This window comes from Vibrio sp. R15-SG3-ISO1B (assembly GCF_059833835.1).
This window is the reverse complement of the sequence record NZ_JCBDGG010000029.1, coordinates 67,382-92,423: the sequence shown is the minus strand read 5'-3', so window position 1 is coordinate 92,423 and position 25,042 is coordinate 67,382. Positions and strand designations below refer to the sequence as shown.

The following is a 25,042-nucleotide window of genomic DNA, read 5'->3' as shown; positions in this document are numbered from 1 at the left end:
ATCTTTTAACGTCATGAGTCTTATCGTCATGAGCTTAACGATAAGATCATGATGCGACAAGTTTTTCATTGAACTATTGGCTGCTTGAGCATAAAACAGATAAGCTTGGTTCATAATTAGCTCGACAATCACAAAGCTCAACCATTATTTAAGAAAGGATAGCGGCCATGCGGATAAAATTACTTGGCGTTGCCATGGCTTCACTGCTGCTCACCGCGTGTGATAGCAACGAAGTGGGTGACGTTTCACTCGGTCTATTTACATTGAAAGACATTAAGATCACCTCACTGCAAGATGAGGTGGTGACAGGCGTGACCTGCCACATCGCATCCATTGAAGCGAATCTTAGCCTCTCCGATCCAAGCGACAGTTCCATTTCATGCCGTCAAACCGGCGAAATCACCACGGATATGATTGCAAAAATCGATAAGAGCGCGTCGGGTGAAGTGGTGTTCAAAAAGTCAAAAAGCATCTTCTTCAAAACCATGAAAGTGCGCCGCATCTACGATGCCGACACGCAGTCCCTCCTCTATCTTTCGTACACAACCAAAGAAACCGAAGGTAGCTTCAAACACAGTCTGTCGACCGTGCCACTTTGGGGTACCGATGCGTATGTGGAGGCCCCTGTCGCTGCACAGTAATTGCGCTAATCACACGCAGACTGACCCGCCCTATATCCAAGTCATGCTAGGGGTGGGCAGGCTTAAGGCGAGCTGTTTTGGCTCGCCTTATTTCTTAAATCAACAGCCGACTTTAAGCCAATCTCGACTGTCTCCCTGTCCGACATGTTTCTTTGATCAAAATCTCATTGTTATGTAATTTTTATGAAATTTGAAAGACACTTCTGTGTTAAACTGGCGAAAATTTTTTACTGTCCTTTTTGAGCATGAAATTTCCTGGCCAACGTAAATCTAAGCACTACTTTCCTACTGACAATCGCGATCCATTGATCAATCAGATGAAGCAAGCACCGAAGCTCTACCGCCCTATCGTGGTCGGTGTCGGTCAAACCATCGTTGATATTGAAGCGCGCGTCGATGATGATTTCCTCGCTAAATACGAGCTGAGCAAAGGACACTCACTGGTACTCGAAGAGGACAAAGCCGATGCGCTATATCAAGAGCTAGTGGAACGCGAACTGATCACACACCAATACCCCGGTGATACCATCGGCAATACCCTACACAACTACTCCGTGCTTGCGGACAGCAAATCGGTGCTGCTGGGTGTAATGTCGAAGAACATTGAGGTTGGCTCCTTTGCCTATCGCTATTTGTGTCGCACGTCCTCTCGTATGAATCTCAATCATTTGCAAATGGTCGAGGGATCGATTGGCCGCTGCTATACCTTGATCTCTGAAAATGGCGAACGTACGTTTGCTATCAATGAAGGTCACATGAATCAGCTGCGTCCGGAAAGCATTCCTGAAGAGGTGTTTGATAAAGCCTCGGCACTGGTGGTCTCTTCTTACCTAATGCGCGGTAAGCCAGAAGATCCGATGCCAAAAGCGGTCGCACGTGCAATTGAAATCGCCAAGCAAAAACAGGTGCCTGTTGTGCTGACCTTGGGTACCAAGTGGGTGATTGAAGGCAACGCGGCGTGGTGGCAAGAGTACATCAAAGAGAACATTTCAGTGATCGCGATGAACGAGGAAGAAGGCGAAGCGCTTACCGGTGAGAAAGATCCTCTGCTCGCGGCTGATAAAGCGCTAGAATGGGTCGACCTCGTGCTGTGTACAGCGGGGCCTATTGGCCTTTACATGGCGGGCTACACCGATGAATCAGCGAAGCGTGATACGGAACTGCCGCTATTGCCGGGCAACATCGCCGAGTTTAATAAGTATGAATTTAGCCGCGCGATGCGCAAACAAGACTGTCAGTCACCTTTGAAAGTCTACTCGCATATTGGTCCGTACCTTGGTGGTCCACTCGAGATCAAAAACACCAACGGCGCGGGCGATGCGGCATTGTCAGCCTTGCTCCATGACATGGCAGCCAACAGTCACCACAAGATGAACGTACCCAACTCGTCTAAACATGACTTGCCGTTTTTGACTTACTCATCATTATCACAGATCTGTAAGTACGCGAACCGAGTAAGCTACGAGGTGCTCACGCAACACTCGCCGAGATTGGGTCGAGCGTTACCAGAGCGCGAAGACAGTCTCGAAGAAGCCTACTGGGATAGATAGTGTCACGCTAAATACAATTTAAAGTTGCGATAAACCTGCTTTAAATACGTAATAAACACGCAAGAGCTTCTTTAAATACGTAATAAACGCGAAATACTTATAAACGCGATAGTGACAAGCTATCGCGTTTTTTATTGATCGCCTTTAACTGGCGCGGGGTAAAAGACCAAGGCGTCCCCTTCCACCATGACACAATCCATTCCGCCTGCGTGTGCGGCTTGACGGCCGAGATGCGTATCTTCAAACACCACACACTGAGACTGCGCTAGCTTAAGCTGCTCCGCCGCCAGTAAAAACGTATCCGGGTTCGGTTTGTGATGCTCAACATCACTGGCAGTGACAATCGCATCGAGTTTCCCGATGAGGTTCGCTTTTTCCAGCAATCGCATCGCGCTCTGCCTTTGACTGCCTGTCCCTACCGCCAGTGGCTTTTTACCGTAGAAGTGGTCGAGAATCGCCATCGTGGCTTGTATCGGCTCTCCATGATCATCAAGGCTGCTAAATGTCGCCATCTTAAATTGCGCCACTTCGTTGGGATCTAACGTCAAGCCGTACTTGCTGTTCACTTCAGCGACGATTTTAAAACTCGGCATGCCACCTAAGCCGTGCAGCCATTCACGGGTAAAGGGAAACTGGAAATGCTCGGCCGTCTTTTCCCACGCCAACAAGTGTGCGGGCATGGTATCAATCAGGGTGCCATCCATGTCAAAAATGAGACCTTGATACGAATGTAATAATTCCTTCATATAAAATTCACAAAGCTAAATGGGTTAAGAAACTAGTTTTTTAGTAGTAGTCATGAGTATGATTGACAAACATCTCAGTACTGAACTAGCTTGAGAGTATGCACATTACTATAACAACAATAATGAGTTACACCTTTTTTAGGAAGCAATTATGAACATAAAGAGTAAGCTCTATTCTCTAGGGGCAGTCGCCATCGTCGGTATCGGCGTGTTGTTGCTCTCCACCACCCAATTTGCCAAAGTGACCAATGAACTCAATCAAGCGAATCTACTCGTCGCTCAGCTTGAAGTCCGCTTGCTCAATTTGCGTCGTAACGAGAAAGATTTTCTGCTCAGAAAAGACGCCAAATATCTCACTTCGTTCAATGACAATATTGATAAGTTTTTAGCCAAAGAGGCAACACTATCGACTCTCTTAAAGGCTCATGAACTGCCGTCTTCTAAACAATTACGCACAGACATCCTCGCCTATCAAAAAGGCTTTGCTAGCTTGGTGTCCACCTTTCAGGCCTATGGTCTCAATGATGAAGACCAACTGCTTGGTCGCTACAACCAAGCGTTAGACGCCATTCGCCCATCACTCGACAGTGACCAATTGGTTCAGCTCGCCGATTTTAATGAGAAAGTGCTAGAAGGTGAATTCGACTCTTCCTTGCTACCGCCGAATGCCTCATCACTGCTCAATGCGGCGCAAGCGCTGGTCGTTCAACACAAAAAGGTCGGCCTAAAATACAATGAGGGGCTACTAGGGCAAACACGCGGCCTGTCTCACACGGTCGAGGAGCAATTTAAAAGCTTCTCTTCAGCGCTCAGTGAAAACTCGGCGCAAACCCAATCTCGCCTAGCGACCCTCAAGTTAAGTGTTACCGTGATCGTCTCTTTAGTGATCATTGGCTTTATCTGGCAAATCGCTCGCTCGATCAACACCCAAGTATCCACCTTGCTCTCTCTGATTCAGGAGATCGCGCGGACTAATAATGTCGCACTGCGTGCCAATCTCAAAGGTAAAGATGAGTTGGTCGCCATCAGTCAATACTTCAACCGACTCCTTGATAAACTTGAAGGGCTGATTTCAGGAACACAAGAGAAGTCGGCGCATCTGTCGTCCACAACTGGCAACATGCACCAAGAGCTGGAAAATGTCATTGTTCAGTTTAATGTCCAAGCGGATCACACCTCTACGATGGCTACATCGGTTCAAGAGATGGTGTCGACCATCAATGAGATTTCCGAAAGCACCTCAGTGGCGGTGGAAGGTGTTCATCAAGCGTCTATCAATGCGCACAAAGGTCGTGAGGTGGTGGAATCCACGGTGCGTAATATTGATCAGCTGTCGAGCATTCTAGGCGAGAGCCAGACCTCTATCCAATCGCTCAACCATCACGTCGACAAGATTGGTGATGCGGTCAACATCATTCAAGGTATTGCTGAACAGACCAACCTACTTGCGCTGAACGCCGCGATAGAGGCTGCGCGTGCCGGTGAGCAAGGACGCGGATTTGCCGTGGTGGCCGATGAAGTCCGCGCATTGGCAAGCCGAACGCATCAATCGACCGAAGACATCACCAAAGTGGTGAGCGCGATTCAGTCACAAATGTCCGAAGTGGTCACCAATATCGATAAGTGTAACGAGCAAGGCACTGAGACCTTGAAAGCATCGGAAACATTGGATGCGAGTTTGGAGCAAATCATCTCCGATATGGACAACATCCAAGCCAACTCTGAGCGCATCGCCTCGGCGATTGAAGAACAAGGGATTGTGATGAATCAAGTCAGTGAATCCATCACCGAGCTCAACTCGATTTCAGAGGGCAATATGGAATCAGCCAAACTCTGTTTGCTCGAAGTCGATAATGTCTCAGCTCAAGCGATTGAGATGGACAAAGCGGTGGCGGAGTTCAAAACCAAGTAACGTACCTATTAGAGCTATGAGGTAAAAAGGCGCGCTCAACGATTGGGCGCGCCTTTTTATTTCGCTCTATTGAGTGACGTTGGCATTTTGCTTACTTCTGAGTTCATCAATGACATAGTTTGGGGCGACTTGACTTAACTCATCCATACATGGCTCGGATTTATCATGATCGTAACGGATATAAATATCACAAAGAGCATATAACTGTTCTGGAGCACCTGATATAAGGTAAGCAGTCTCAAAAGACTGAGTCGATTTTTCAATATCCAACGACTCTTGTAACACACCGTTTAGATACCAGTAGTAACTATTATCTTTCGCAAGGTTTGCGGCGATGTCCATTTCTTTCGCTGCCTGCTTTCTCTCATCTGTGCGAACCAAGGCTAACGACTTCGAATAATAAAACGCGGCGGCTTCGGGATTCAGTTCCAGTGCCTGATCCAAGATCGCGATAGCCTTATCATTCAGTTGCTGTGCACGATAGTTGTCTGCATAAGCGAGCCAAAGCTCTGTCGAGTATTGATCATTCTCTACCAAATTCACATAGATAGGCTCAGCGAGATTCCATCGCTCTGTCCAACGGTACACGTTTGCCAGCAACAATAAAGACTCTGGATCATTTTGTTCAGCGAGACTTGTCTCAAGCTCTTTGAGCGATTCAGACAGTTGCTCTCTCTGCGGTTGACTTAACGCATTGAAGTCTTGAACCAGGTTCGCACTCGCTCGTACGCGAACTATCTGCTCGGCATCGGTAAGCAAAGGAGAAACCATGCGCCAGCGATGCTCAATCGGGTATACCTGAGAGCCGACAATCGCACCATGACGAATCACAGCGCTCTCATCTTTTAAGCCTCGAGCAACGGCAACTAGTGCGTTCTCACTCGGGTAACTCGCAAGCGCCATCAATGCCATTGCTCTTTCTTCATTGTCCAAACGCGTGTCTTGAGCATTGTAGGCCAATTGAACCGGATTGATAGCTTGGGTTTCCACCTGTGGCATGAGTGGGCTCGGTGCCACTGGATTCGTTTGATTAGGCGCAGCAACCACAGTGGAAACGCTCAGCGCAGCAACAAGCAATGCGATAGTTGAAAATGGACGAGTCATAATATTACCCCTTATTCAATTCATTGCGTTGTTGCATCATTTCGCGAACAACGGAGTCACTATACTTACCATGAGCGACAGGATGACGTGTTGCACGCAAGATGTACGCGATACTGCGATCGACATGTGAGAAGAACTTTTTCCAACCTGCACACAAATAATTCAAGCCAGGTTCACCTTGTGCGGTTCGAATAAAGCGATTTTTGGGACATTCACCGTAGCAAGCAAACTGGTAATCACATTGCTGGCACTGTGTCGTCAACGTACGTGATTTAGCGAAACCAAATTTTTGTTGTTCGGCGCTGTAAGCAACATCATCGAGTTTTTGATGATGTATATTACCAATTTTATACTCTGGATAGACATAATGGTCGCAGGTGTAAAGATCGCCGTTAGGCTCCATTGCGAGGCCTTTACCACACAACTCACCCAGTGTACACAGTGGGTTTTTACGCCCCATCCAAGTTTCAATACTCGCTTCAAAATATTGCACGAACACTTTGCCAATGTCGTGCTTCACCCACTCGTCGAATACCGCAATCAAAAAGTTACCCCATGCCATATCCGACACACACCAAGGCTCCATCACCGAATCTTTGTGACCCGGGATCAGGCGTTTATCGCCCTGCTTGGGTTGATCTCCTGCGGGCCAAGTTTGCGGCGCCGTAGTGCGGAACGTCTTTTGTTCCACAATCGGAATGAACTGGATTTGCGGTGAGCGCACTTCATCACGTAAGAAACGGTAGACTTCAAGCGGGTTCTGACTAGTGAGATTATTCACGCAAGTCAAGGTGGCAAAGTTCACCTTGTGCTTGTGCAGTAACGCCACTGCTGCCATGACTTGCTTGAATGTACCACGCCCTGCTCGGTTGGTGCGGTACGCATTGTGCAGCATTTCTGGGCCATCAATACTTAGGCCAATCAGGAAGTTATTTTTGGCAAGGAATGCACACCACTCATCGTTTAACAAGGTGCCATTGGTTTGCAAATCGTTAGAAATCACAATCCCTTTTGGCTTATATTTATTTTGTAGCTCAACGATTTTTTCAAAGTAGTCAAGTCCGAGCATCGTCGGCTCACCACCCTGCCAAGAAAAGATGATTTCAGGGGTGTTTTGTCCTTCAATGTAAGTTTTGATGTAGTGCTCTAGTGTCTCATCAGACATTCGCGGCGAGCAGCCTTTTTTATACTCAAGCAAGTCCTGTTTGCTGAGGTAGTAACAGTATTGGCAATCGATATTACACGCTGCACCGATGGGTTTCGCCATCACATGCATGCGCTTCGACGCCTTACCTTGAAACTGAGGACCTTGAGTAATTTGCATACATCACCTTTCATCTTTTTGTGTACCGTTAGTGTACTGCGGGTATTCCTTGAGTTCATGTTATAGGGGTTATAACCAAAGCTTATGGTGTAAAGTGCTATTATCAATACACTCACATTACCAGAGAACAGATGATGAAAACGAGTCTATCCCTTCTTTCTATACCTCTATTTGTGTTTACTCTTGCCGGTTGTGCGAGTAAACCTGCACATCCACTCGCTGAAAAAATAAATCAAGATATGGTCTGGGTTGAGGGCGGTGAGTTTGTCATGGGGAGTGACTCAGAAACAACAACCAAAGCAGAGCGCCCCGCAAGAAGCGTGAAGGTCGATGGTTTTTACTTATCTAAATTTGAGGTAACTCAAGAGCTATTTGAGTCTGTGATGGGCTCATCATTAAGTTTTTTCAAAGACCCTCAGGTACCAGTAAACAACTTAAGTTGGCAGCAAGCCACGTACTTTGTGGAACAGCTCAACGAAATGACGGGAGAGAACTATCGCTTACCGACCGAGGCTGAATGGGAGTTTGCCGCTCAAGGCGGTATCCACAGTCAAGGTTATACCTACGCCGGTTCTAATAATATTGATGATGTGGCTTGGTACGATGCAAACTCTAACAACCGTGCCCATCCAGTAGGTCTAAAGCAACCGAACGAGCTTGGCTTATACGATATGACAGGTAATGTCGGTGAATTTGTTATTGATGCCTTCGACGATACCTTTTATCGATTTGGTCCAACCGATAACCCTAACAACGCTCAACACAGTGACCTCGGTCTTGCACATAAATCCGTCCGGGGTGGCAGTTTCGCCTACAGCGCAAACGAGTCAGAAAACTTCCGCCGCGACTTCGCTAGTCAAACCATCATTATGTCTGACATGGGTTTGAGATTGGCGAAAGATTAACCCTACGATAAAAGGAATGGTATGAAAACAGTATGGCTTGGTGCCGCCAGTGCACTTTTGATTTCTGCACCGTTTACGGTATTGGCCGAAGGGGCCAAGCCAAAATTGGTGTTACAAGTCACCGTTGATGGTTTACGTGGTGACCTCTTAGAGCGCTACAAACAGAACTTTGGTGAGGGTGGCTTCCGCTATCTGATGGATCAAGGTACACATTATACCAACGCCCATTACCAACATGGCAACACGGAGACGATTGTGGGGCACGTGTCACTCGCGACCGGTGCACCGCCTTCTGTTCACGGTATGGTAGGTAATGTTTGGTATGATCGACAATTAGAACGACTGGTGTACAACGTCGAAGACGCGAACTACTCCATGCTCTCTGCTGGTGCTGGCGTCGATAAATCCACTGAAATAGATCCCACACAGAAAACTGCGCTGCAGGACGGTCGATCTCCCGCGCCTATCCTCGCGAGCTCTTTCAGTGATGAACTGACTGTAGCATCAAACGGGCAAGCAAAAGTTTTTTCTGTCTCGATTAAAGACCGTGGTGCGATTTCTTTAGCAGGTCACACCGGGAAAGCATTTTGGTTCTCTAAATCGCAGTCTGAGTTTGTCACCAGTGACTACTACTACGATCAATACCCAAACTGGGTGTCACGCTGGAACGAAAAACAGATCCCGAACCAGTATAGTGGCCAACGCTGGGAACTCAGCCTAGAGCGCGATCAATACACATTGGATGAGATCAGCCAAGAGAACAAACTAGACTTGGCGGGATTCGCTCGCACCTTCCCTCACCCATACGGGCCGTCAAGCTTTAAATATTTCTCTACCATGCTAACAGTGAGTCCAGCAGGTGATGAAATTACGGGCGATTTTGCCCAGACCCTGCTGCGTCAAGAGCGCCTTGGACAAAGTGGCTTTACCGATTATCTCGCGGTGAGTTTTTCTTCGAACGACTACGTAGTCCACCTGTACGGACCTGACAGCCTAGAAACCGAAGACAACTTGATTCGTTTAGATCGCACTCTGGCGAAACTATTTAAAACCGTCGATGACCACATTGGTCTAGAGAACACACTGATTGTCCTTTCAGCTGACCACGGTGTGCCTGAAGTGTCACCAAACGCTAGCCAACTCGGTTTTCGTCAAGCAAGCTACTTTGATGTTAACAACATCATCAATGACAACGTGTTAGCAAGATTAAAGAACGAGTTCGGTTTAGGTAAAGAAGTCGTACGCCTTTACGCGCAACCATACATCTATCTTGATCACGACGTGATTGCGAAGAAGAAAATCGCACTGGCGGACGTACAAACCGCTATTGCTGAAGAAGTTCGCAAAGTGGAAGGCGTTGCTTATGCGGTCACATCAAGTGACGTAGCAGCGAACCGCCTACCCAATACGCGTGTCTTTGATATGGTGAAAAACAACTACCACCCAGATCGCTCTGGTGATGTGTACCTGGTGTTCGCACCGCGTACTTACATCAACGACATGGATGGCCTCACCATCGCATCAACCCACGGTTCACCTTGGCGTTACGACACTCACGTTCCGGTGATCTTTGCTGGCCATCAGGTACCTGCTCAAGTCGTCAACCGCGACGTAACGCCTTACGACATCGCACCTACGCTATCTAACTACTTAGGCATCACCCTACCGAGCGGCGCCACTGGGCATGTGCTAACGGAAGTGAAGAAGTAACCGTTCAAGAACTCTAAGGAAAAGGGCTTGCGTTGAAGCCCTTTTAAATTTGGCATAAAGCACTAATACCCTAACGCCTTCACCGCCTGTTTCAACTGCGTTCTTAACCATTCGTGTCCGCTTTCTTGAGTGCGGCTCGGGTGCCAGATCATACTGAGTTTCTGCTCAGCGTTACTAAAAGGTAATGGGATCGCCTTCAACTGATACTGCTCAGTAAAGCTTTTTAACGCACGACACGGCCAGATACCAATGTACTCACCGCCACTGATGACAGGCAGCATTTCAAAAGCGCCTGACGCGCGGTACGCCACCTTGCGCTTTGCCAATTCGGTAATGTGCTCACCGAGCAAACTGGTGCGGCTTTGCCAGCGCGAGACCACCACGTGCTCCTCTTCCAAGAATCCTTCGAGCGAAATGCTATCGCCAATGCGCGGGTGATCCTTCGCACAAACCACGATCATCTCTTCACTGTATAGCTGCTCATGCTTGAGTGTCGTGCGACCTCTCGGCTCGATATCAATAATCAAATCATAGCGTTGCAGACGCAAATCACTTTCGTAGTCTTCGGTAAAGAGAGGGTGAATCTCAAGTGCGATATTGGGTGCATGCTGTCTGATCTGCTTGAGCAGCAAGGGCAACAACTGGTAACTCGGGACAGAAACAGAGGCAATCGAAAAGGTGCGATTGGTGACTTTCGGGTCAAATTCGCGCGACGCTGAGAGCGTCGAGGTGTAGTTTTTTAGCGCGGCCGACATCGCAGGATAGATATCAATGGCAAAACTGGTAGGCTCTACCCCACTGGTACTGCGATGGAACAGGGGCTCGTCGTAAATATCTCGCAAGCGCGCCAACGCTTTGCTCACCGCAGGTTGGCTGATATCCAAGCGTGTGGCCGCACGAGATAAATTCTGTTCTTCGAAGATCGCAACAAAAATGGGGATAAGATTAAGTTCTGTGGTTTTCATATCGATACAGGCTGGGCAGGAAAGGTGTTATTGTAACGAAAATGCCACTCGGTATCGAAATGAAAACACACAAAATGCTGTCTATATGGCGAAAATCACCCACACAAAGCGTGTTTCCATCAAGAATCACGCTTGTTCTTAGCAAGATCAGGGAGTGCTTTAGGCAAGGCGACGCGATTGAGTCTCGCGCCAAAATGACCTGAACCTTGACGGATAAGACGCCATAAGGCTTGGTAGACATTGACCGATTCGCTCCCCGCTTGCAAAGCGCGACTGTGCGTCTGCCACTCGTCGTCCTGTTTCGCGTCAGAAAGCGGTTTAGCGTCAGAATACGATTTCGTAGCAAGCAGCGTACGTCGGCCCGTTCGTGCGCGGTGTTCGCGATAAATTAATGCTCTAGCGGCGCCCCACTCTTTTGCTTTCAGCGTACGTCTAAACACGAGCCAAGTGGGTGTTGGGTGCGTGCGATAGTAACGCAGCGTTAGCAGAGCAAACACAGTAACGCTCAACAAGACAACAAGCAGCGCAATCAACCAAGGCGCGTAGGCTTTAAGCCAAGATCTGAGCGTATGTTTAATCACAAAACTCTGCCCCCCAATCGTCATATGCTCAAGTTGCTTCGTCTCACTGTTCCACCACTGGAATTCGATATCGGGCAAGGTTAGGGTTCCACCTCGCTGCAAGAGATACACTACCTCTTCTTTACGCTCTGAACGATAGTTACCTCGCTGCTGCGTATCGTCGAGGGCACTGGGTTGTGAGTAGGCTTGGTAAAAATCCGATCGCGACCCATCGAGAAGTTCGGGCAGCAAAACGGAGAGGCTATCATTGGCCGTGATACTTACCGTTCTCGTGATGCTATCCCCGACATGAAGCGTTTCATTGGAGCGTTGCCACTGTTGGGAAACCTCAACCTCACTGGCGCTAAACCAGCTCTTTTGCGTGTCTATCAGACCAGAAGGCAATATAACCTGAAAAGGTAACGGTGGCGTTTGCAGCGTCCCCGACAACGGCTTGCCATCTTCCGCCGAGACAGTGATAGCCAAACCCAACGGTGGTACGACATAATCACCCGACGCTTGAGGATAGAGCGTGATCTCCCAACGTTGATGTGACCAGGTTTCGCCATTACGACGCTCCGTGTAGTTGGTGGCTCTCGGGTTACGCTGCATCGCAATCACATTTGCCAACTCCACGTTTTGAATATTCGTCCCTGCCGTAAACCAACGCGGCGTACTGACATCAATCGTCATGACAATCTGTTCGTTGACTGTAAACTGTGGCGTTGCGCTTGGTGCTTGTTCGTCACCTAGCCAAGCGCGGATTTCGACTTGTGCGCTGCGCTGTTTACCGCCAAACGTCTGGGCATGCACGCTTGTCGACATTAAAGCGGCGAAACAGGCACACGTTAGCCAAACCATGATGGATTTCATTGAGACTCTCCCTGCGCCGATTGCTGCTGAAGATAAAATTTCGTGCGTAAGAAACGTTTGGGATCCGCTTCCACTCGTTTTAGCCACTTATCCGCGAGCTCATCACTGCCTAAAATCTCGCGGGCGTTTAAGCTCTCTTTGTTGAGCAGCTCTTCAACGGTATTCTCTTCGGCGCCATCGGCGGTTTGAGGGTTATCAGACAACTCATACGAGTCTTCCAACCCATCGGACACACTGGTCTGGCTCTCGCTTAAGCGGTTAATCTCTTCAACGATCCCAGCCAACACATTGCGGTTATTGAGCACGTCTTTTCTTAGCGCTTCAGGCAGATTCTCGTCATCAAGCAAACCATTGAGCAAGTTGCGCGCAGCTAAATATTCCCGTTGACGCGCCAAGGCACTGGCGGCGTTGTACAAACCAAGATAGTGCAATTCATCACGCTGATCATTTTGCATCGAAAGAAACGCCGTATGGGCGAGCTTGTACTCAGCGGCGTAGTAATAGGCCACGCCTTTATGCAACGGGCTTTGATAATGTTTGGCTGCACGCAAATAGTCGCCGCGGTTAAACCAGCGCTGGCCTTGCTGATCAGGGGTTAACCAGAGATCCCACCACCACTGCGCCGCCTCATCAAGCATGGTCGGTACTTCAACGTATACGGGTGATTCGGCATGTGTCGAAACAGTTTGCGCCAACGCTGGCGATGGCAGGCCGACCGGGCCAAGCAATGTCAGCGCCAAACACCACTGGACCAGCCAGCCTTTTCTAAACCACAACAACATTAGCAACATTACGGGAATCAATAGCCAATACCCCATGTCTTGCCAAGGCATCGCCGAATCGCCGTTCATTTGCATATTACGCTCAACGTAACGGTTGATCCGCTCGACGTCGCTTTCATCAATACTCATTTCAACCAGTCTTCCGCCGACAGCATCCGCCAACTGATTGAGTGACTGAAGGTCGAGGGAGGATTTTGCCTGACTGGTGCTCGCCACTTGCTCATTGCCCGCCGCCAGAATGACGAGCTGATAAGGACGCTCAACAAAAAAGCGTTGATAGGCATCAATAGCACTCGGCGTGACACCATCACTGACCAATAGCACTGTTGAGCCCGGTTGCTGATTGAGCTGATCATCGATCAGCGCCAAGGCGGTATCGGCATTCTTACCCGATTCGGGCATGATGCTTGGTTCGATCGCGGCTAAAAATGGCGCAAATACCGCGACATCTTGTGTCAAGGGCATAGCAGTGTGACCACTACCCGCAAACACGAGCAGTCCGGTGCTGCCACCACTTCGTAGGGCTAACAAGTCACGAATTTTATGTTTCGCACGTTCCAGTCGACTTGGCGCAACATCGGTTTCCAACATGGTATCACTGCTATCGAGTACCACCAGCATCGCTGCACGATCTTCGCCAAACGGCGACGCCTCGCGCTGCCATGAAGGACCTGCGCACACCACAATCGCCAAAGTGACGATCATCACCAACAGTTTGAGGGGTAGCTGCTTGCGCCACCCTATATCACCAATGGTTAACGCCTTTCTAAGGTGCGCTGGTAAGACTTCCTGCCAACTCGGTTGACTCTCTTCTCGCCAACGCAGCCAAAGCAGCAGCAACATCGGAACGAGTGCTAACAACCAAAAAGGACGAATAAAATGAAACTGGGTAAAAAACTGTACCCACAGCTGGCTATCGAACACCTTGACCTCCTGACTGTGAGCGGCGCGCTCGATGAATGCGCTTACTTGTCGCCAGCGCAAACGCGAGTAAATAGATCACCACAACCACGGCGATGAGCTGATGATGAATGCTCTGTTTCGGCCGATAGGTCAGGCTTTCAAACAGTTCGGGTTCGATGTCTGAAATGATCTGATAGGCATCACTAAGCGCCGCCCTGTCAAGCGCTTCAAACGCACGTCCACCGGATTCACTGGCGATCCGTTCGATCACCTCCATATCCAGCGCAGTTTCACCCACCGTTTGCGGATCGCCCATCGCAATAGCGTGGATACGAACCCCTTTTGCTTTGGCGACTTTTGCCGCATCGATGGGTTCAACAAAGCTGCCAGTGTCGTTCCCGTCGGTGAGGACGATCGCCACTTTTTCGCGTGCGCGAGCCTCGTCGCCTGTTTGCGTGTTACTGTCACTTTGTTCAAACACTTTGATCGCCAAACCGATCGCATCGCCAAGGTGGGTGCTTTGCCCAGCCATCGCCACATCGGTCTGCGACAAGAGTTCAAGCCACACGTCATGGTCAACGGTAAACGGTGTTTGCACAAACGCTGCGTCACCAAACAGAATTAAGCCTAGTCGGTCCCCTTGGCGCGATTGCGCAAACTCTTCCAGCACTTCTTTTGCGGCATCAAGACGGGAGACTTTTTGACCTGAGGTACTGGTAAAGTCAGTTTCCGCCATCGACCCGGATAAATCGACCACCACCATCACATCACGGCCGATACTTTCTCTCACTTGTGGTTCGCCCAACACCGTCGGTTTAGCAAGCGCCATCACCACCAGCACCCATGAGAGCAGCAACGTCGCACGCTGCCACCAAGTCGGTTTAAGCTGACTTGCCCCTTGACTTGGCGCCTCGCCCATTGCTTCAACCAAAAGGTTAAAAAATGGCACTTTGGTCGCCATCTGCTTGGTGCGATAAGCCGGTGCCCACCAATGGATAAGTAGTGGCAGCGGCAACACCACAAACCAAGCGGGGTAAGAGAACTGAAAGCCACTAATGGATAAAAGACTTTGCCAACTATTCATCGTGCGCGCTCCTGATGACGACTCAGCCACTGTTTCGATTGCGCAATCAGCGCTTGTTTGTCGTGAGCGCTAAGTGGCGCCGCGGGATTAACTAAATGATTCATCCAACGCTCAGCAAGCGAGGCGTCAAACGGCGCATCCACACAAATGGCATTGAGCTTATCCGTAAAGGGCGCGCCAAATAACGGACTGTTGCGGCCATCTAGATAGACCAGCACCACTTTGATGATGTGAAAGAGCTGCGTAGCAAACTGGGGATCGTTCAGTTCAAGCCTTGCAATGGCGTTCAGCGCTTCTTGGCGGTAGCGATTGCGCCACCAAAAGCGCGCATAGCGGTAGCCGCCATACAGCGCAGTGAGCAGGATAAACAGCGCGACGAGTTTCCAACCTAAGGTTTGTGGCCACCAGCTGATGCTCGCGGGCACGGCGACGTCGTGCAAATCACGCAAAATGTAGGTGCTTGGTGGCGTATGTGTCATACTCATCCTCGCCCTCCTACACGGCGCTGAAACTGCGCAATGTGTTCACCGTCGGTGGCCAATTCAATATACGGCAACTTTTTCGACGCCATCAAACGACTGAGCGATTGACGTTGACTTTTCATCCGTTGCTCTAATTCTAAATTAGCTTGGGAGAGCTTATTGCGACTATCGAGATTCAACTGGTATTCGCCATCGCCAACCACCCAATTCATTGTGGCCAATCGGGACGGCAGTGATTGCTCTAAGGGATCACTGACCATCACCGCGAGCACATCATTGTGTTGTTGGAGCTGCTTAAGACGATCAACATCATGATCTTGGCAGTCGTGCCAGTCACTGATCATGATAATAGTGGTCTGTTTTAAGCGCATGCGTTGCAGTTGCTCCATCCAATGGGAAAAGCTCACGGACGCAGTATCGGTACTGTCCACATTGAGCGCTTGGTTGGCCTTAACCAGGTGTTTGAGCTGACCAAGCAGTTGATTTTGGCTGCGCTGAGATTTGCTGTGCACAATAGACTGGCTAGAGGCGAGGGAAAAACCGACCCGATCGCCATCTTTAAGGACGCGCCAAGCACACAAGGCAGCCACTTCCGCGGCCACCACAGATTTCATCACCTGCACAGAAGAGAAATACATCGAACTTCGTTGGTCAACGCAGATCATCACGTTACGATCTTTCTCTTCGGTATAGCTTCGTAAATGAGGCTTACCGGTGCGCAGGGTCACTTTCCAATCCAAGTTGCGAATGTCATCGCCTAACTGATAATGGCGCAGCTCTTCAAAGTTGAGCCCACGGCCACGAAACAGTGACGTATTGCGCCCCGCCAATACGCTGGCCGATTTTAAATGCGGCAGCAGCGTGAAGGATTGTGCTTGAGCTTGCAGGCGTACTAACGTGGCGTAATCACTGTAGAGCCTTGGGTCGAGCCCTTGTGATTTCGGTGCTAATGTCGGCTTAGCCATCACTGCCCCTTACTTATCCAATCGCTACACAATCAAGCAGTTCATTGACCACGCGTTGATGATCAACACCATCGGCCAACGCATCATAACTCAAGGTAAAGCGGTGACCGAGCACCGCAGGTGCAACGCTTCGCACATCGTCTGGCGTGACGTGGTCACGTCCTGCGAGCCAAGCGCTTGCGCGCGCGCACTTATCAAGCGCAATTGACGCACGTGGGCTCGCGCCCACCTCGATCCACTGAGCGAGGTTTGTTTCTCCGTAGCGCTCGGGTTTACGCGTTGCCATCACCAGTGCCACGATATAATTTTCTACCATCTCGCCGACGGTAATGGATGGCAGTTGTTTGCGCGCGTCCAACACATGCTTGACTTCAATTGTATTTAAATCTGGGGTCGCACGATTGGCCGCACCCAACTCCTCGCTGCGTACAAGGCGGATAATGTCTCGCTCCGCTTCGTCTTCTGGATAGTCGACCGTCACTTTCATGATAAAGCGGTCCATTTGCGCTTCTGGTAAGGGGTAGGTCCCCTCTTGCTCGACGGGGTTTTGCGTCGCGAGCACCATAAATAGCTCAGGTAAGGTGTGCGTTTTATCGCCGACCGTGATCGTGCCCTCGGCCATTGCCTCAAGGAGCGCCGCCTGCACTTTTGCCGGCGCGCGGTTCACTTCATCAGCCAAAACAATCGAATTGAAAATCGGACCCGGTTGGAAGTGGAGTTGGTGATGGCCATCGATTTCTTGATACACCTCAGTGCCCGTCACATCGGAAGGCAACAAGTCTGGCGTAAATTGGATGCGGCCAAAGCGTGTATTAAGAAGGTTCGCCAGCGATTTGACCGAGCGTGTTTTCGCCGTACCCGGTAAGCCTTCTAACAAGATGTGACCATTGGTCAATAAACCAATCACCAATGCGCGTACGACGTGGCTTTGCCCGATAACACTCTTCTCTGTTTGTTCAATCAGGGCGGCAATGGCCTGCTGTGCTTGATTCATTTTGTGCTCCACTCTATTTAACCGCAATGTTGCTGCTACTCGATCGTCTCCAATGAGACCGTATGGCATCTGCCCTATCCTAGCGATTTACCCTATAACTATTGGTTATACCTGTCATACTTCGCCCCTTACTAAGGCGTTAATCCAATCCGCGCGCGCAGTTGCCCCACCACCTCTGGGGGGACCACTTGCGCCAATGTGCCCAGACACGCCTTGAGGGCATCGTCTACCTCAGCGCTGTGTCGGTTGCGCGCTAAGACTTCACACTGGGCATAAAGATGTTGAGGGTTACCGCCCACTTGATACGCTTGATTGAGCGCCTGACTGGCAGCCATTACATCGCTGCCCTCAAGGGCAAGACCGTACACATACCAATATTGGGCATTGGTTTGCGCGCCTTTGGCTGCCATGGCCAGATAATCATTGGCCTTTGCTCGATCGCCGCTGCGAAGCAAGGATAACCCTAGGCTGTAAGGGATGATCGAGGAGTTGGGCTGCGCAGTAAGACCACTCAGCAGCACCTCACGTGCTTTACTCTCGTCGCCTTGAGTGCGGTAAAGATCGGCTAAGTTGATGTAACTGTTCTCAAAATACGGCTCAATTTGGATGGCTTGCTGATACAAACGTTCGGCCTGCACACTGTCGCCCATCTGACGGTGCACATTGCCAAGATTAACGCGACCAAAGCCGCGATCGGCGTTAAAGCGTTGAATCTCGATATACTCCTCAAGCGCCGGTTTCAATTGCGCTTTTTGTTCCGCACTCATCGACAAATAGCCACTGACTAACGCGGCGGCGGTTTCGGTTCGCACGGCAAGGACTGGATCACTAAGCAGCGGTGAGAGTATTTTCCACTGATCAGCAAACTCGTACCCCGACGCCCCTTCAATGGCGCCAAGGCGAATCATCTCATTGTCGTGTTTGACTGCTCGGGCGAGCGAAATCAACGTATTTTGACTCTGATTTCCCGCCATACGCTCTAGCGCAGAGGCGCGAATAATTGGCGCCAACGAGGCATCTTGCGCGCTGTAGGCTAGCGCATCGGCGCTGCCTTGATGCCCAATCTCATCGGCGTAAAAAGCCACGGCAAAATGTTGCTGATTTCGATAAGGAGAGTCTGGGAACCACGCGCCGACTTGCTCGTCCGCCCACTGCGCACTTTGATCTGTGTGACAGGAGGTACAGACATTAGGCGTACCAATATGCTTGGCAATGTCGGCGCGCGGCACGTGCCAGCTGTGATCGCGCCTTGGATCCACCTGCATATACGTCGTCTCTGGCATGTGGCACGTCGTGCATTTCGACGCCTCACTGCCTGCAGCATGGAAGGTGTGCTTCTCTGGGGTATACTCAGAAGCTAGGTGGCATTGTGCACAAACGGCCTCTTCCGCCACTTTCAACTTCGCACTGTGCGGATCATGGCAATTACTGCACGTTACACCCTTTCTCGCCATCTGCGACTGCAATAACGACCCGTATACATAATCTTCATCGTAAATTTGGCCATCATGGTGATAAAGCTCTGGTGTGATCAAGCTTAAGCGGTACTTATCAAAAAACGATCCGTTCACGTGATCGCCCGTCTCATTTAACTGGGTCCGACGGCTGTGGCACTGGGCGCAAGTTTGCACTTGCGCTGTCGGTACGATTGCGTCTGGCTGTAAGGTCGAATGCCCTTCTTGATAAACCCAATTGACCACGGATTGGCCTAAATCACGATCAAAGCCAAGGTGGGCACTCTGCTTTGACCATTCGCTGCGCGGCTGATTGGCATACTGCGTTGCTTGCTCAACGTGTTCACTTCCCGGGCCGTGGCACGCTTCACAGCCGACATTGATTTCTGACCAAGTCGTGTTGTATTGATTGCTCTCGGCATCATAATTTTTCTTGAGGTTAGTAGAGTGACAATCAGCGCACATAAAGTTCCAGTTTTGGCCACTATTGGTCCAATAGAACTCATCGGTGGGCGTCGTATCTGGGTAAAGATGAAACCAGCGCTGTCCACCACCTGATTTAGGTCTTGAATCCCATGCATAGGGAATCAGTTGTACTCGGCCATCATCAAAGGCAACCATGTACTGCTGCAAAGGGTCAAAACCGAAGGTATAAAGAATCTGATGATCTTGCATTTCACCGTTTGGTCCTTCCAAGGTGACCCAATATTCTTCGTCTTTTTTGTAGAACCGAGATTTTTTCCCATTGTGCGTCATGCTCGCATCTTGGAAATCACCGAGCACTGAATCGAATTTAGCATGGCGCATCGCCATATCATGGTGAGAACCCTGCCATGCAGTATAAGGCTCTTGGTGACAATCGATACAAGCCTCAGAGCCAACGTACTGGAACTCTGCGTTGGAGGGAAATGAGAGAACGCCAGTCATCATGAGTCCCAAATGGGTCAAACATTGTAAAAAACATCTCAGTTTGTTGCTTACTGATATCCCTATGGACATAGTTTCTCCAACCTCAAATAAATCTATTTAAATCATACGCGTTAAGGTTATTCGACTTCACTTCATCACCGAAATAATTGAACCTGCTCTCACATCTCGCCATTAACTTTACAGAACGAAAGGTCAATTAATCATTTAATGCCGTTAAATCAGCAACTTAAAAAGTGCGCATAACCTTAGGTTATATTAACTATAAAGAGACTTTCACAAATTTGGCTACTATTGTATGGCGATAAGAGCAAAGTCTTTGTTCTACACAACTCACATAACTATTGGAGTCCTTATGGCTAACCATCTAAGCAAACTGGCTATGGGTGTCGCGGCAATCGCTACGTCTACCATGGCTGTCGCTGCGGATAAACCGAACATCCTAGCGATCTGGGGTGACGATGTTGGTATCTTCAACATCGGTGCATACAACAACGGCATGATGGGTTACGAAACCCCAAACATCGACCGTATCGCTAACGAGGGTGCACTGTTTACTGACCACTACGGTCAGCAATCTTGTACTGCAGGTCGTGCTGCCTTCTTGACAGGTCAAGAACCGTTCCGTACTGGTCTTCTGACTATCGGTATGCCAGGTTCAGATCACGGTATTCCTGATTGGGCTCCAACCATTGCAGATCTTCTTAAAGAACAGGGCTACATGACTGCTCAGTTCGGTAAGAACCACATGGGTGACCAAGACAAACACCTTCCTACTGCGCACGGTTTTGACGAATTCTTCGGTAACCTTTACCACCTAAACGCAGAAGAAGAGCCAGAGACCTACTACTACCCGAAAGATCCCGAGTTCCGCGCAAAATACGCTCCACGTGGCGTTATTAAGTCAACGGCTGACGGTAAGATTGAAGATACAGGCCCAATGACGCGTAAGCGTATGGAAACGGCAGACGAAGAGTTCCTAGACGCATCATTGAACTTCATGGAGCGTGCAGTTAAGGCGGACAAACCTTTCTTCATTTGGCACAACACCACACGTATGCACGTTTGGACTCGTCTACAAGAGAAATACCAAGGCGCATCAGGCATCTCTATCTACGCTGACGGTATGTTAGAACACGATGATCACGTTGGTGTGCTGTTAGACAAGCTCGATCAACTGGGTGTTGCTGACAACACGATCGTTATCTACTCAACCGACAACGGTGCTGAAACAGGCACATGGCCAGACGGCGGTGCAACCTTCTTCCACGGCGAAAAAGGCACCACTTGGGAAGGCGGTTTCCGTGTACCTCAATTGGTTCGTTGGCCTGGCGTAATCGAACCTGGTACTAAGATCAACGACATCATGTCTCACAAAGACTGGATCCCAACGCTACTTGCAGCGGCTGGCGATGACAAAGTCGTAGATAAGCTAAAATCAGATAAGGGTGCGAAATACAACGGTAAGAACTGGCGTGTACACCTAGATGGCTACAACTTCCTACCTTACTTTGAAGGCAAAGAAGAGAAAGGTCCTCGTGAGTCTCTACTTTACTTCTCAGCTAACAGTGACTTAGATGCTGTTCGTTGGAATGACTTTAAAGTTCAGTTTGCGCATATGGAAGGTAACATCGCTGACGGCGTACGTTTCCAAACCAACTGGCCTTCAATTGTTCACCTACGCGCTGACCCATTTGAAAAAGCACCACACGAATCTGGTCTGTACCTACGTTGGATGGCAGATAACATGTGGTTGTTTGTTCCGGTACAACAGCAGATCGCACCATTCTTGGCAACGATCAACCAGTACCCGTTCCAAGCAAGCCAAGTGTTGAACCCAGGTAACTTCAACCAGAACGTGATGATGCTTCAAGGTAAACTGAAGCAGCTTGAAGCGGCGACAGCTAAGTAATTAGCCTTACTCGCTAAGTTCATCCAAAGCAAAACGCTCTGCCACATGGCAGAGCGTTTTTTATGCATTCAACCGTATGTGAAATCCAAGTTATTCATCATCCAGCGGAATCAATTTCGTCGGGCCACCATGTACTTTTTCCCTCTGCCTCTGCACCAAAGCGTAGAAACCTGGGATTAAGAAAGTACCTGCAAGTAGAACACACAACAGCCCGCCGATAAGAGAAACACCTAACGAGTTTTGACTGATGTGGCCCGCACCATTGGCAAAGATCAATGGGAAGATACCCAAGATAAACGACCAAGACGTCATATTAACGGCGCGAAAACGCAGCTTACCGCCCTGAACTGCCGCCTCATCGATCGGTGACTCTTTCTCTTCGCGCTCGACCTTAGCGAACTCGACAATCAAAATGGCGTTCTTCGCCGCCAAGGCAATCAGCAGCACCAGTCCGATTTGCGCATAAAGATTGAGTGGCATTCCGGCAAGGTTTAACGCCAAGAACGAGCCGAGCGTTGCAACCGGCACAACCAAGATGATCGCCAGTGGAATACTCCAGCTTTCGTACTGCGCCACCATGAATAAGTAAATAAAAATCAACGCCAGCGCGAACGCGAAGATCGCTTGGTTACCGGCTAAGACTTCTTGGTAGGCCATGCCTGTCCACTCGTATTGGTAGCCTTGTGGTAACACTTCCGCAGCGACTCGCTCCATCGCTGCAATCGCATCGCCACTGGAGTAACCCGGTGCCGGTTGTCCTTGAATAATGGCGCTGCGGTACATGTTGTAACGCCATGCCACATCGGGCTCAAACACCTGCTCGTAGCTAACCAAAGTACTCAGCGGCACCATCTCTCCCGACTGACTGCGCACATGGAAACGCTGCAAATCGTCCATGCCGCGGCGATGCTCGCCATCGGCTTGCATCGTGACGCGGAAGTTTTTACCGAACATGGTGAAGTCGTTGACATAGAGTGAACCCAGGTTGCCTTGCAGCGTCTGGAATACTGACGACAACGGTACACCCAATTGCTGCGCTTTTTCGCGATCAATATCGACGTAATAGTGCGGTACGTTCGCCCTAAAGGTACTGAAGGTATACGCGATCTCAGGTTGCTTATTGGCCGCTGCAATCATCTGCCCCATGACCAGCGCCAGATCGGTTCGGCTACGTCCCAACGTGTCTTCGAGTACGAACTCAAACCCAGACGCGGCGCCCATGCCTGGCACGGCGGGCGGTCCCATTGCGAATACAACCGCCTGCGGTAGTGTCATCGAAGCTTTTCCGTTGATCCGCTGGGCGATCGCATTGGCACTGTGATCACCTGTGAGCGCATTGCGCGTATTCCAATCGTGCAGTTTAACAAACAGAGATGCACCGTTTGACGCTGCGGCACCGGTCATAAAGGAGTAGCCATTCGCTACCGTCACGCCATCTACGCCCGGCTCCTGGCTGACCAAATCAATCAGCGACCCCGTGACCGCCTCGGTCCTCGACAAAGATGCAGAGTCAGGCAACTGGACATTGATCAATAAGATGCCTTTGTCCTCTTGGGGAACAAAGGCGGTAGAGGTCGTTTTAGCGAAAAAGCCGACCGCCACCACGGCAACAACAAAGAATCCGGCCAGTAAGACGGTCTTTTTCACCAAGAAACCCGCGATTTGACCATAGCGATGCGTCACTTTATCTAACCCGCGGTTGAAGACGTTAAACCAACGGGCGGTATTGCCTCCGCCCTGTTTGAGCACCAAAGAACAGAGTGCCGGCGAGAGGGTCAGCGCGTTGATCGACGAAATTACCACAGAGATACAGATGGTTAACGCGAACTGACGGTACATAATGCCGGTAATACCCGGCAACATAGCAACAGGTAAGAACACCGCCAGCAACACCAGTGTCGAGGTAATGATCGGCCCTGTCACCTCTTTCATCGCCAGCAAAGTGGCTTTACGCGGGGAAATGGTCGGGTCTTTCACCATCGTGGTATCCACGTTTTCGATGACCAAAATTGCGTCATCAACCACAATACCGATAGCCAGAATCAAACCAAACAAGGTGACGGTGTTAATCGTAAAGCCCGTCGCTTGCATGATGGCAAAAGTACCAATCAAGGAGACCGGAATGGCAAAGACCGGAATCAAGGTGGCTCGCGCGCTGCCTAAGAACAGGTAGGTCACCGCAATCACCAACAAAATCGCCTCAATTAAGGTTTTGACCACCCCTTTGATCGATTCAGCGACAAACACTGTGGTGTCATAACTGGTCTCATACGCCATGCCTTCTGGGAAGTTGGCGCTCATGCGTTCAAGCAAATCCATCACCGCTTGACCACTTTCCAGCGCATTGGCATCCGATTGCAGTGATAACGCGACAATCGACGCATCGCGGTCACGGAACTGACCGCTTCCATCGTAAAACTTTTTGCCCAGTTCCACTCTTGCCACATCTTTCAGATAGACCGTCGCCCCATCCTGGTTAGCGCGCAGCACCACGTGCTCAAACTCTTCAACGCTCTCCAAACGCCCTTTAGTGACTAGGTTAAACTGCACTTCCTGAGTTTCACTATATGGAGCAGCCCCCACTCGACCGGCAGCCACTTGCACATTTTGCTCACTGAGTGCGGCGTAGACATCCGATGTGGTCAGTTTCAGGTTAGCCATCTTGTCTGGATCGAGCCAAACACGCATTGCGTATTCGCCTCCTCCAATAACGTTCACTTCACTGATGCCTTTCACTCGCGCGAGCTGATCTTTAACGTTGAGGTTAATGTAGTTGATCAAAAACTGATCGTCATACTTGCCATCGGGTGAGTAGAAGTTAAGCACCATCAGCAAATCGGGCGAGCGCTTTTTCACCGTCACCCCGACCATACGGACTTCTTGGGGCAACTTGGACTCAATCTGCGAGACACGGTTTTGCACGTTCACCTGCGCCATATCTGGATCGGTTCCGACATCGAAGGTGACATTGAGACTGTACGAACCATCGTTAGCGCTTTTTGATGACATGTAGATCATGTTCTCAACGCCGTTAACCGAGGTTTCTATCGGATCGGCAATGGCTTGCTCAACAACTTCGGCACTCGCCCCGGTGTAAAACGCGCTCACGCTGACCGAAGGGGGACTAATTTTCGGGTACTCAGCCACCGGCAAGATTGCCAATGCAATCGCACCAGCTAAGGTTAATATGATCGAGATAACCAGCGCGAACTTAGGGCGCTGGATAAAGAAACGACTCAGCATCCTGCC

The 25,042-nt window shown here is 49.8% G+C and carries 17 protein-coding genes and 1 pseudogene; 6 read left to right on the top strand and 12 right to left on the bottom strand.

Features of this window, described 5'->3' with window-relative positions; genetic code table 11:
- The first annotated feature begins 167 nt into the window (after positions 1-167).
- Together AC6R0S_RS07280 and AC6R0S_RS07275 are read left to right on the top strand one after the other, a co-directional pair.
- A complete protein-coding gene (locus AC6R0S_RS07280) occupies positions 168-641 on the top strand; it encodes a CreA family protein (protein WP_334551908.1) in 474 nt (157 codons plus the stop codon).
- A gap of 245 nt (positions 642-886) precedes the next feature.
- Entirely contained in the window at positions 887-2,191 is a 1,305-nt protein-coding gene (locus tag AC6R0S_RS07275; RefSeq protein WP_500627200.1) for an inosine/guanosine kinase, read from the top strand.
- A 131-nt stretch (positions 2,192-2,322) separates the two neighbouring features.
- Here AC6R0S_RS07275 and AC6R0S_RS07270 read toward each other — a convergent pair whose 3' ends face one another.
- Complete coding sequence (locus AC6R0S_RS07270) at positions 2,323-2,937, bottom strand: beta-phosphoglucomutase family hydrolase (protein WP_500637558.1); 615 nt, start codon at positions 2,935-2,937, stop codon at positions 2,323-2,325.
- A gap of 151 nt (positions 2,938-3,088) precedes the next feature.
- On the opposite strand from AC6R0S_RS07270, the gene AC6R0S_RS07265 reads away from it, so the two are divergent.
- Positions 3,089-4,849, top strand: a complete 1,761-nt coding sequence (locus AC6R0S_RS07265) for a methyl-accepting chemotaxis protein (RefSeq protein WP_500637557.1) — start codon at positions 3,089-3,091, stop codon at positions 4,847-4,849.
- 66 nt (positions 4,850-4,915) lie between these two features.
- Here the strand turns inward: AC6R0S_RS07265 and AC6R0S_RS07260 are convergent, their stop codons facing one another.
- Entirely contained in the window at positions 4,916-5,953 is a 1,038-nt protein-coding gene (locus AC6R0S_RS07260; protein ID WP_500637556.1) for a tetratricopeptide repeat protein, read from the bottom strand.
- A gap of 4 nt (positions 5,954-5,957) precedes the next feature.
- Complete coding sequence (locus AC6R0S_RS07255; RefSeq protein WP_500637555.1) at positions 5,958-7,277, bottom strand: anaerobic sulfatase maturase; 1,320 nt, start codon at positions 7,275-7,277, stop codon at positions 5,958-5,960.
- A gap of 134 nt (positions 7,278-7,411) precedes the next feature.
- Here AC6R0S_RS07255 and AC6R0S_RS07250 point away from each other — a divergent pair, with 134 nt between their 5' ends.
- On the top strand, positions 7,412-8,182 hold the full coding sequence (locus AC6R0S_RS07250; protein ID WP_500637722.1) for a formylglycine-generating enzyme family protein: 771 nt from the start codon (positions 7,412-7,414) through the stop codon (positions 8,180-8,182).
- Between the two features lie 21 nt (positions 8,183-8,203).
- Positions 8,204-9,892, top strand: coding sequence for an alkaline phosphatase family protein (locus AC6R0S_RS07245; protein WP_500637554.1), 1,689 nt, complete (start codon positions 8,204-8,206; stop codon positions 9,890-9,892).
- A gap of 62 nt (positions 9,893-9,954) precedes the next feature.
- Here AC6R0S_RS07245 and AC6R0S_RS07240 read toward each other — a convergent pair whose 3' ends face one another.
- The 8 genes and pseudogenes from AC6R0S_RS07240 to AC6R0S_RS07205 form a co-directional block, all read right to left on the bottom strand.
- Positions 9,955-10,857, bottom strand: coding sequence for a LysR family transcriptional regulator (locus AC6R0S_RS07240; RefSeq protein WP_500637553.1), 903 nt, complete (start codon positions 10,855-10,857; stop codon positions 9,955-9,957).
- A gap of 119 nt (positions 10,858-10,976) precedes the next feature.
- On the bottom strand, positions 10,977-12,290 hold the full coding sequence (locus AC6R0S_RS07235; protein WP_500637552.1) for a BatD family protein: 1,314 nt from the start codon (positions 12,288-12,290) through the stop codon (positions 10,977-10,979).
- Positions 12,287-13,996, bottom strand: a complete 1,710-nt coding sequence (locus AC6R0S_RS07230) for a VWA domain-containing protein (protein WP_500637551.1) — start codon at positions 13,994-13,996, stop codon at positions 12,287-12,289. The genes AC6R0S_RS07235 and AC6R0S_RS07230 overlap by 4 nt, the downstream gene beginning before the upstream one ends.
- Entirely contained in the window at positions 13,986-15,059 is a 1,074-nt protein-coding gene (locus tag AC6R0S_RS07225) for a vWA domain-containing protein (RefSeq protein WP_500637550.1), read from the bottom strand. The genes AC6R0S_RS07230 and AC6R0S_RS07225 overlap by 11 nt, the downstream gene beginning before the upstream one ends.
- Positions 15,056-15,544 carry a DUF4381 domain-containing protein gene (locus AC6R0S_RS07220; protein WP_500637549.1) on the bottom strand — a complete coding sequence of 163 codons (489 nt, stop codon included), beginning with the start codon at positions 15,542-15,544 and terminating at the stop codon, positions 15,056-15,058. Before AC6R0S_RS07220 ends, AC6R0S_RS07225 begins: the two co-directional genes overlap by 4 nt.
- Positions 15,541-16,506, bottom strand: coding sequence for a DUF58 domain-containing protein (locus tag AC6R0S_RS07215; RefSeq protein ID WP_500637548.1), 966 nt, complete (start codon positions 16,504-16,506; stop codon positions 15,541-15,543). Before AC6R0S_RS07215 ends, AC6R0S_RS07220 begins: the two co-directional genes overlap by 4 nt.
- Before the next feature lie 13 nt (positions 16,507-16,519).
- Positions 16,520-17,500, bottom strand: a complete 981-nt coding sequence (locus tag AC6R0S_RS07210) for an AAA family ATPase (protein WP_500637547.1) — start codon at positions 17,498-17,500, stop codon at positions 16,520-16,522.
- Between the two features lie 131 nt (positions 17,501-17,631).
- Positions 17,632-19,839: pseudogene (locus tag AC6R0S_RS07205) on the bottom strand (multiheme c-type cytochrome); the annotation flags it as partial.
- Between the two features lie 397 nt (positions 19,840-20,236).
- Here AC6R0S_RS07205 and AC6R0S_RS07200 point away from each other — a divergent pair.
- A complete protein-coding gene (locus AC6R0S_RS07200) occupies positions 20,237-21,793 on the top strand; it encodes an arylsulfatase (RefSeq protein WP_500631253.1) in 1,557 nt (518 codons plus the stop codon).
- A 90-nt stretch (positions 21,794-21,883) separates the two neighbouring features.
- Here AC6R0S_RS07200 and AC6R0S_RS07195 read toward each other — a convergent pair whose 3' ends face one another.
- Positions 21,884-25,036, bottom strand: a complete 3,153-nt coding sequence (locus AC6R0S_RS07195; protein ID WP_500637546.1) for an efflux RND transporter permease subunit — start codon at positions 25,034-25,036, stop codon at positions 21,884-21,886.
- Between the last annotated feature and the right edge of the window lie 6 nt (positions 25,037-25,042).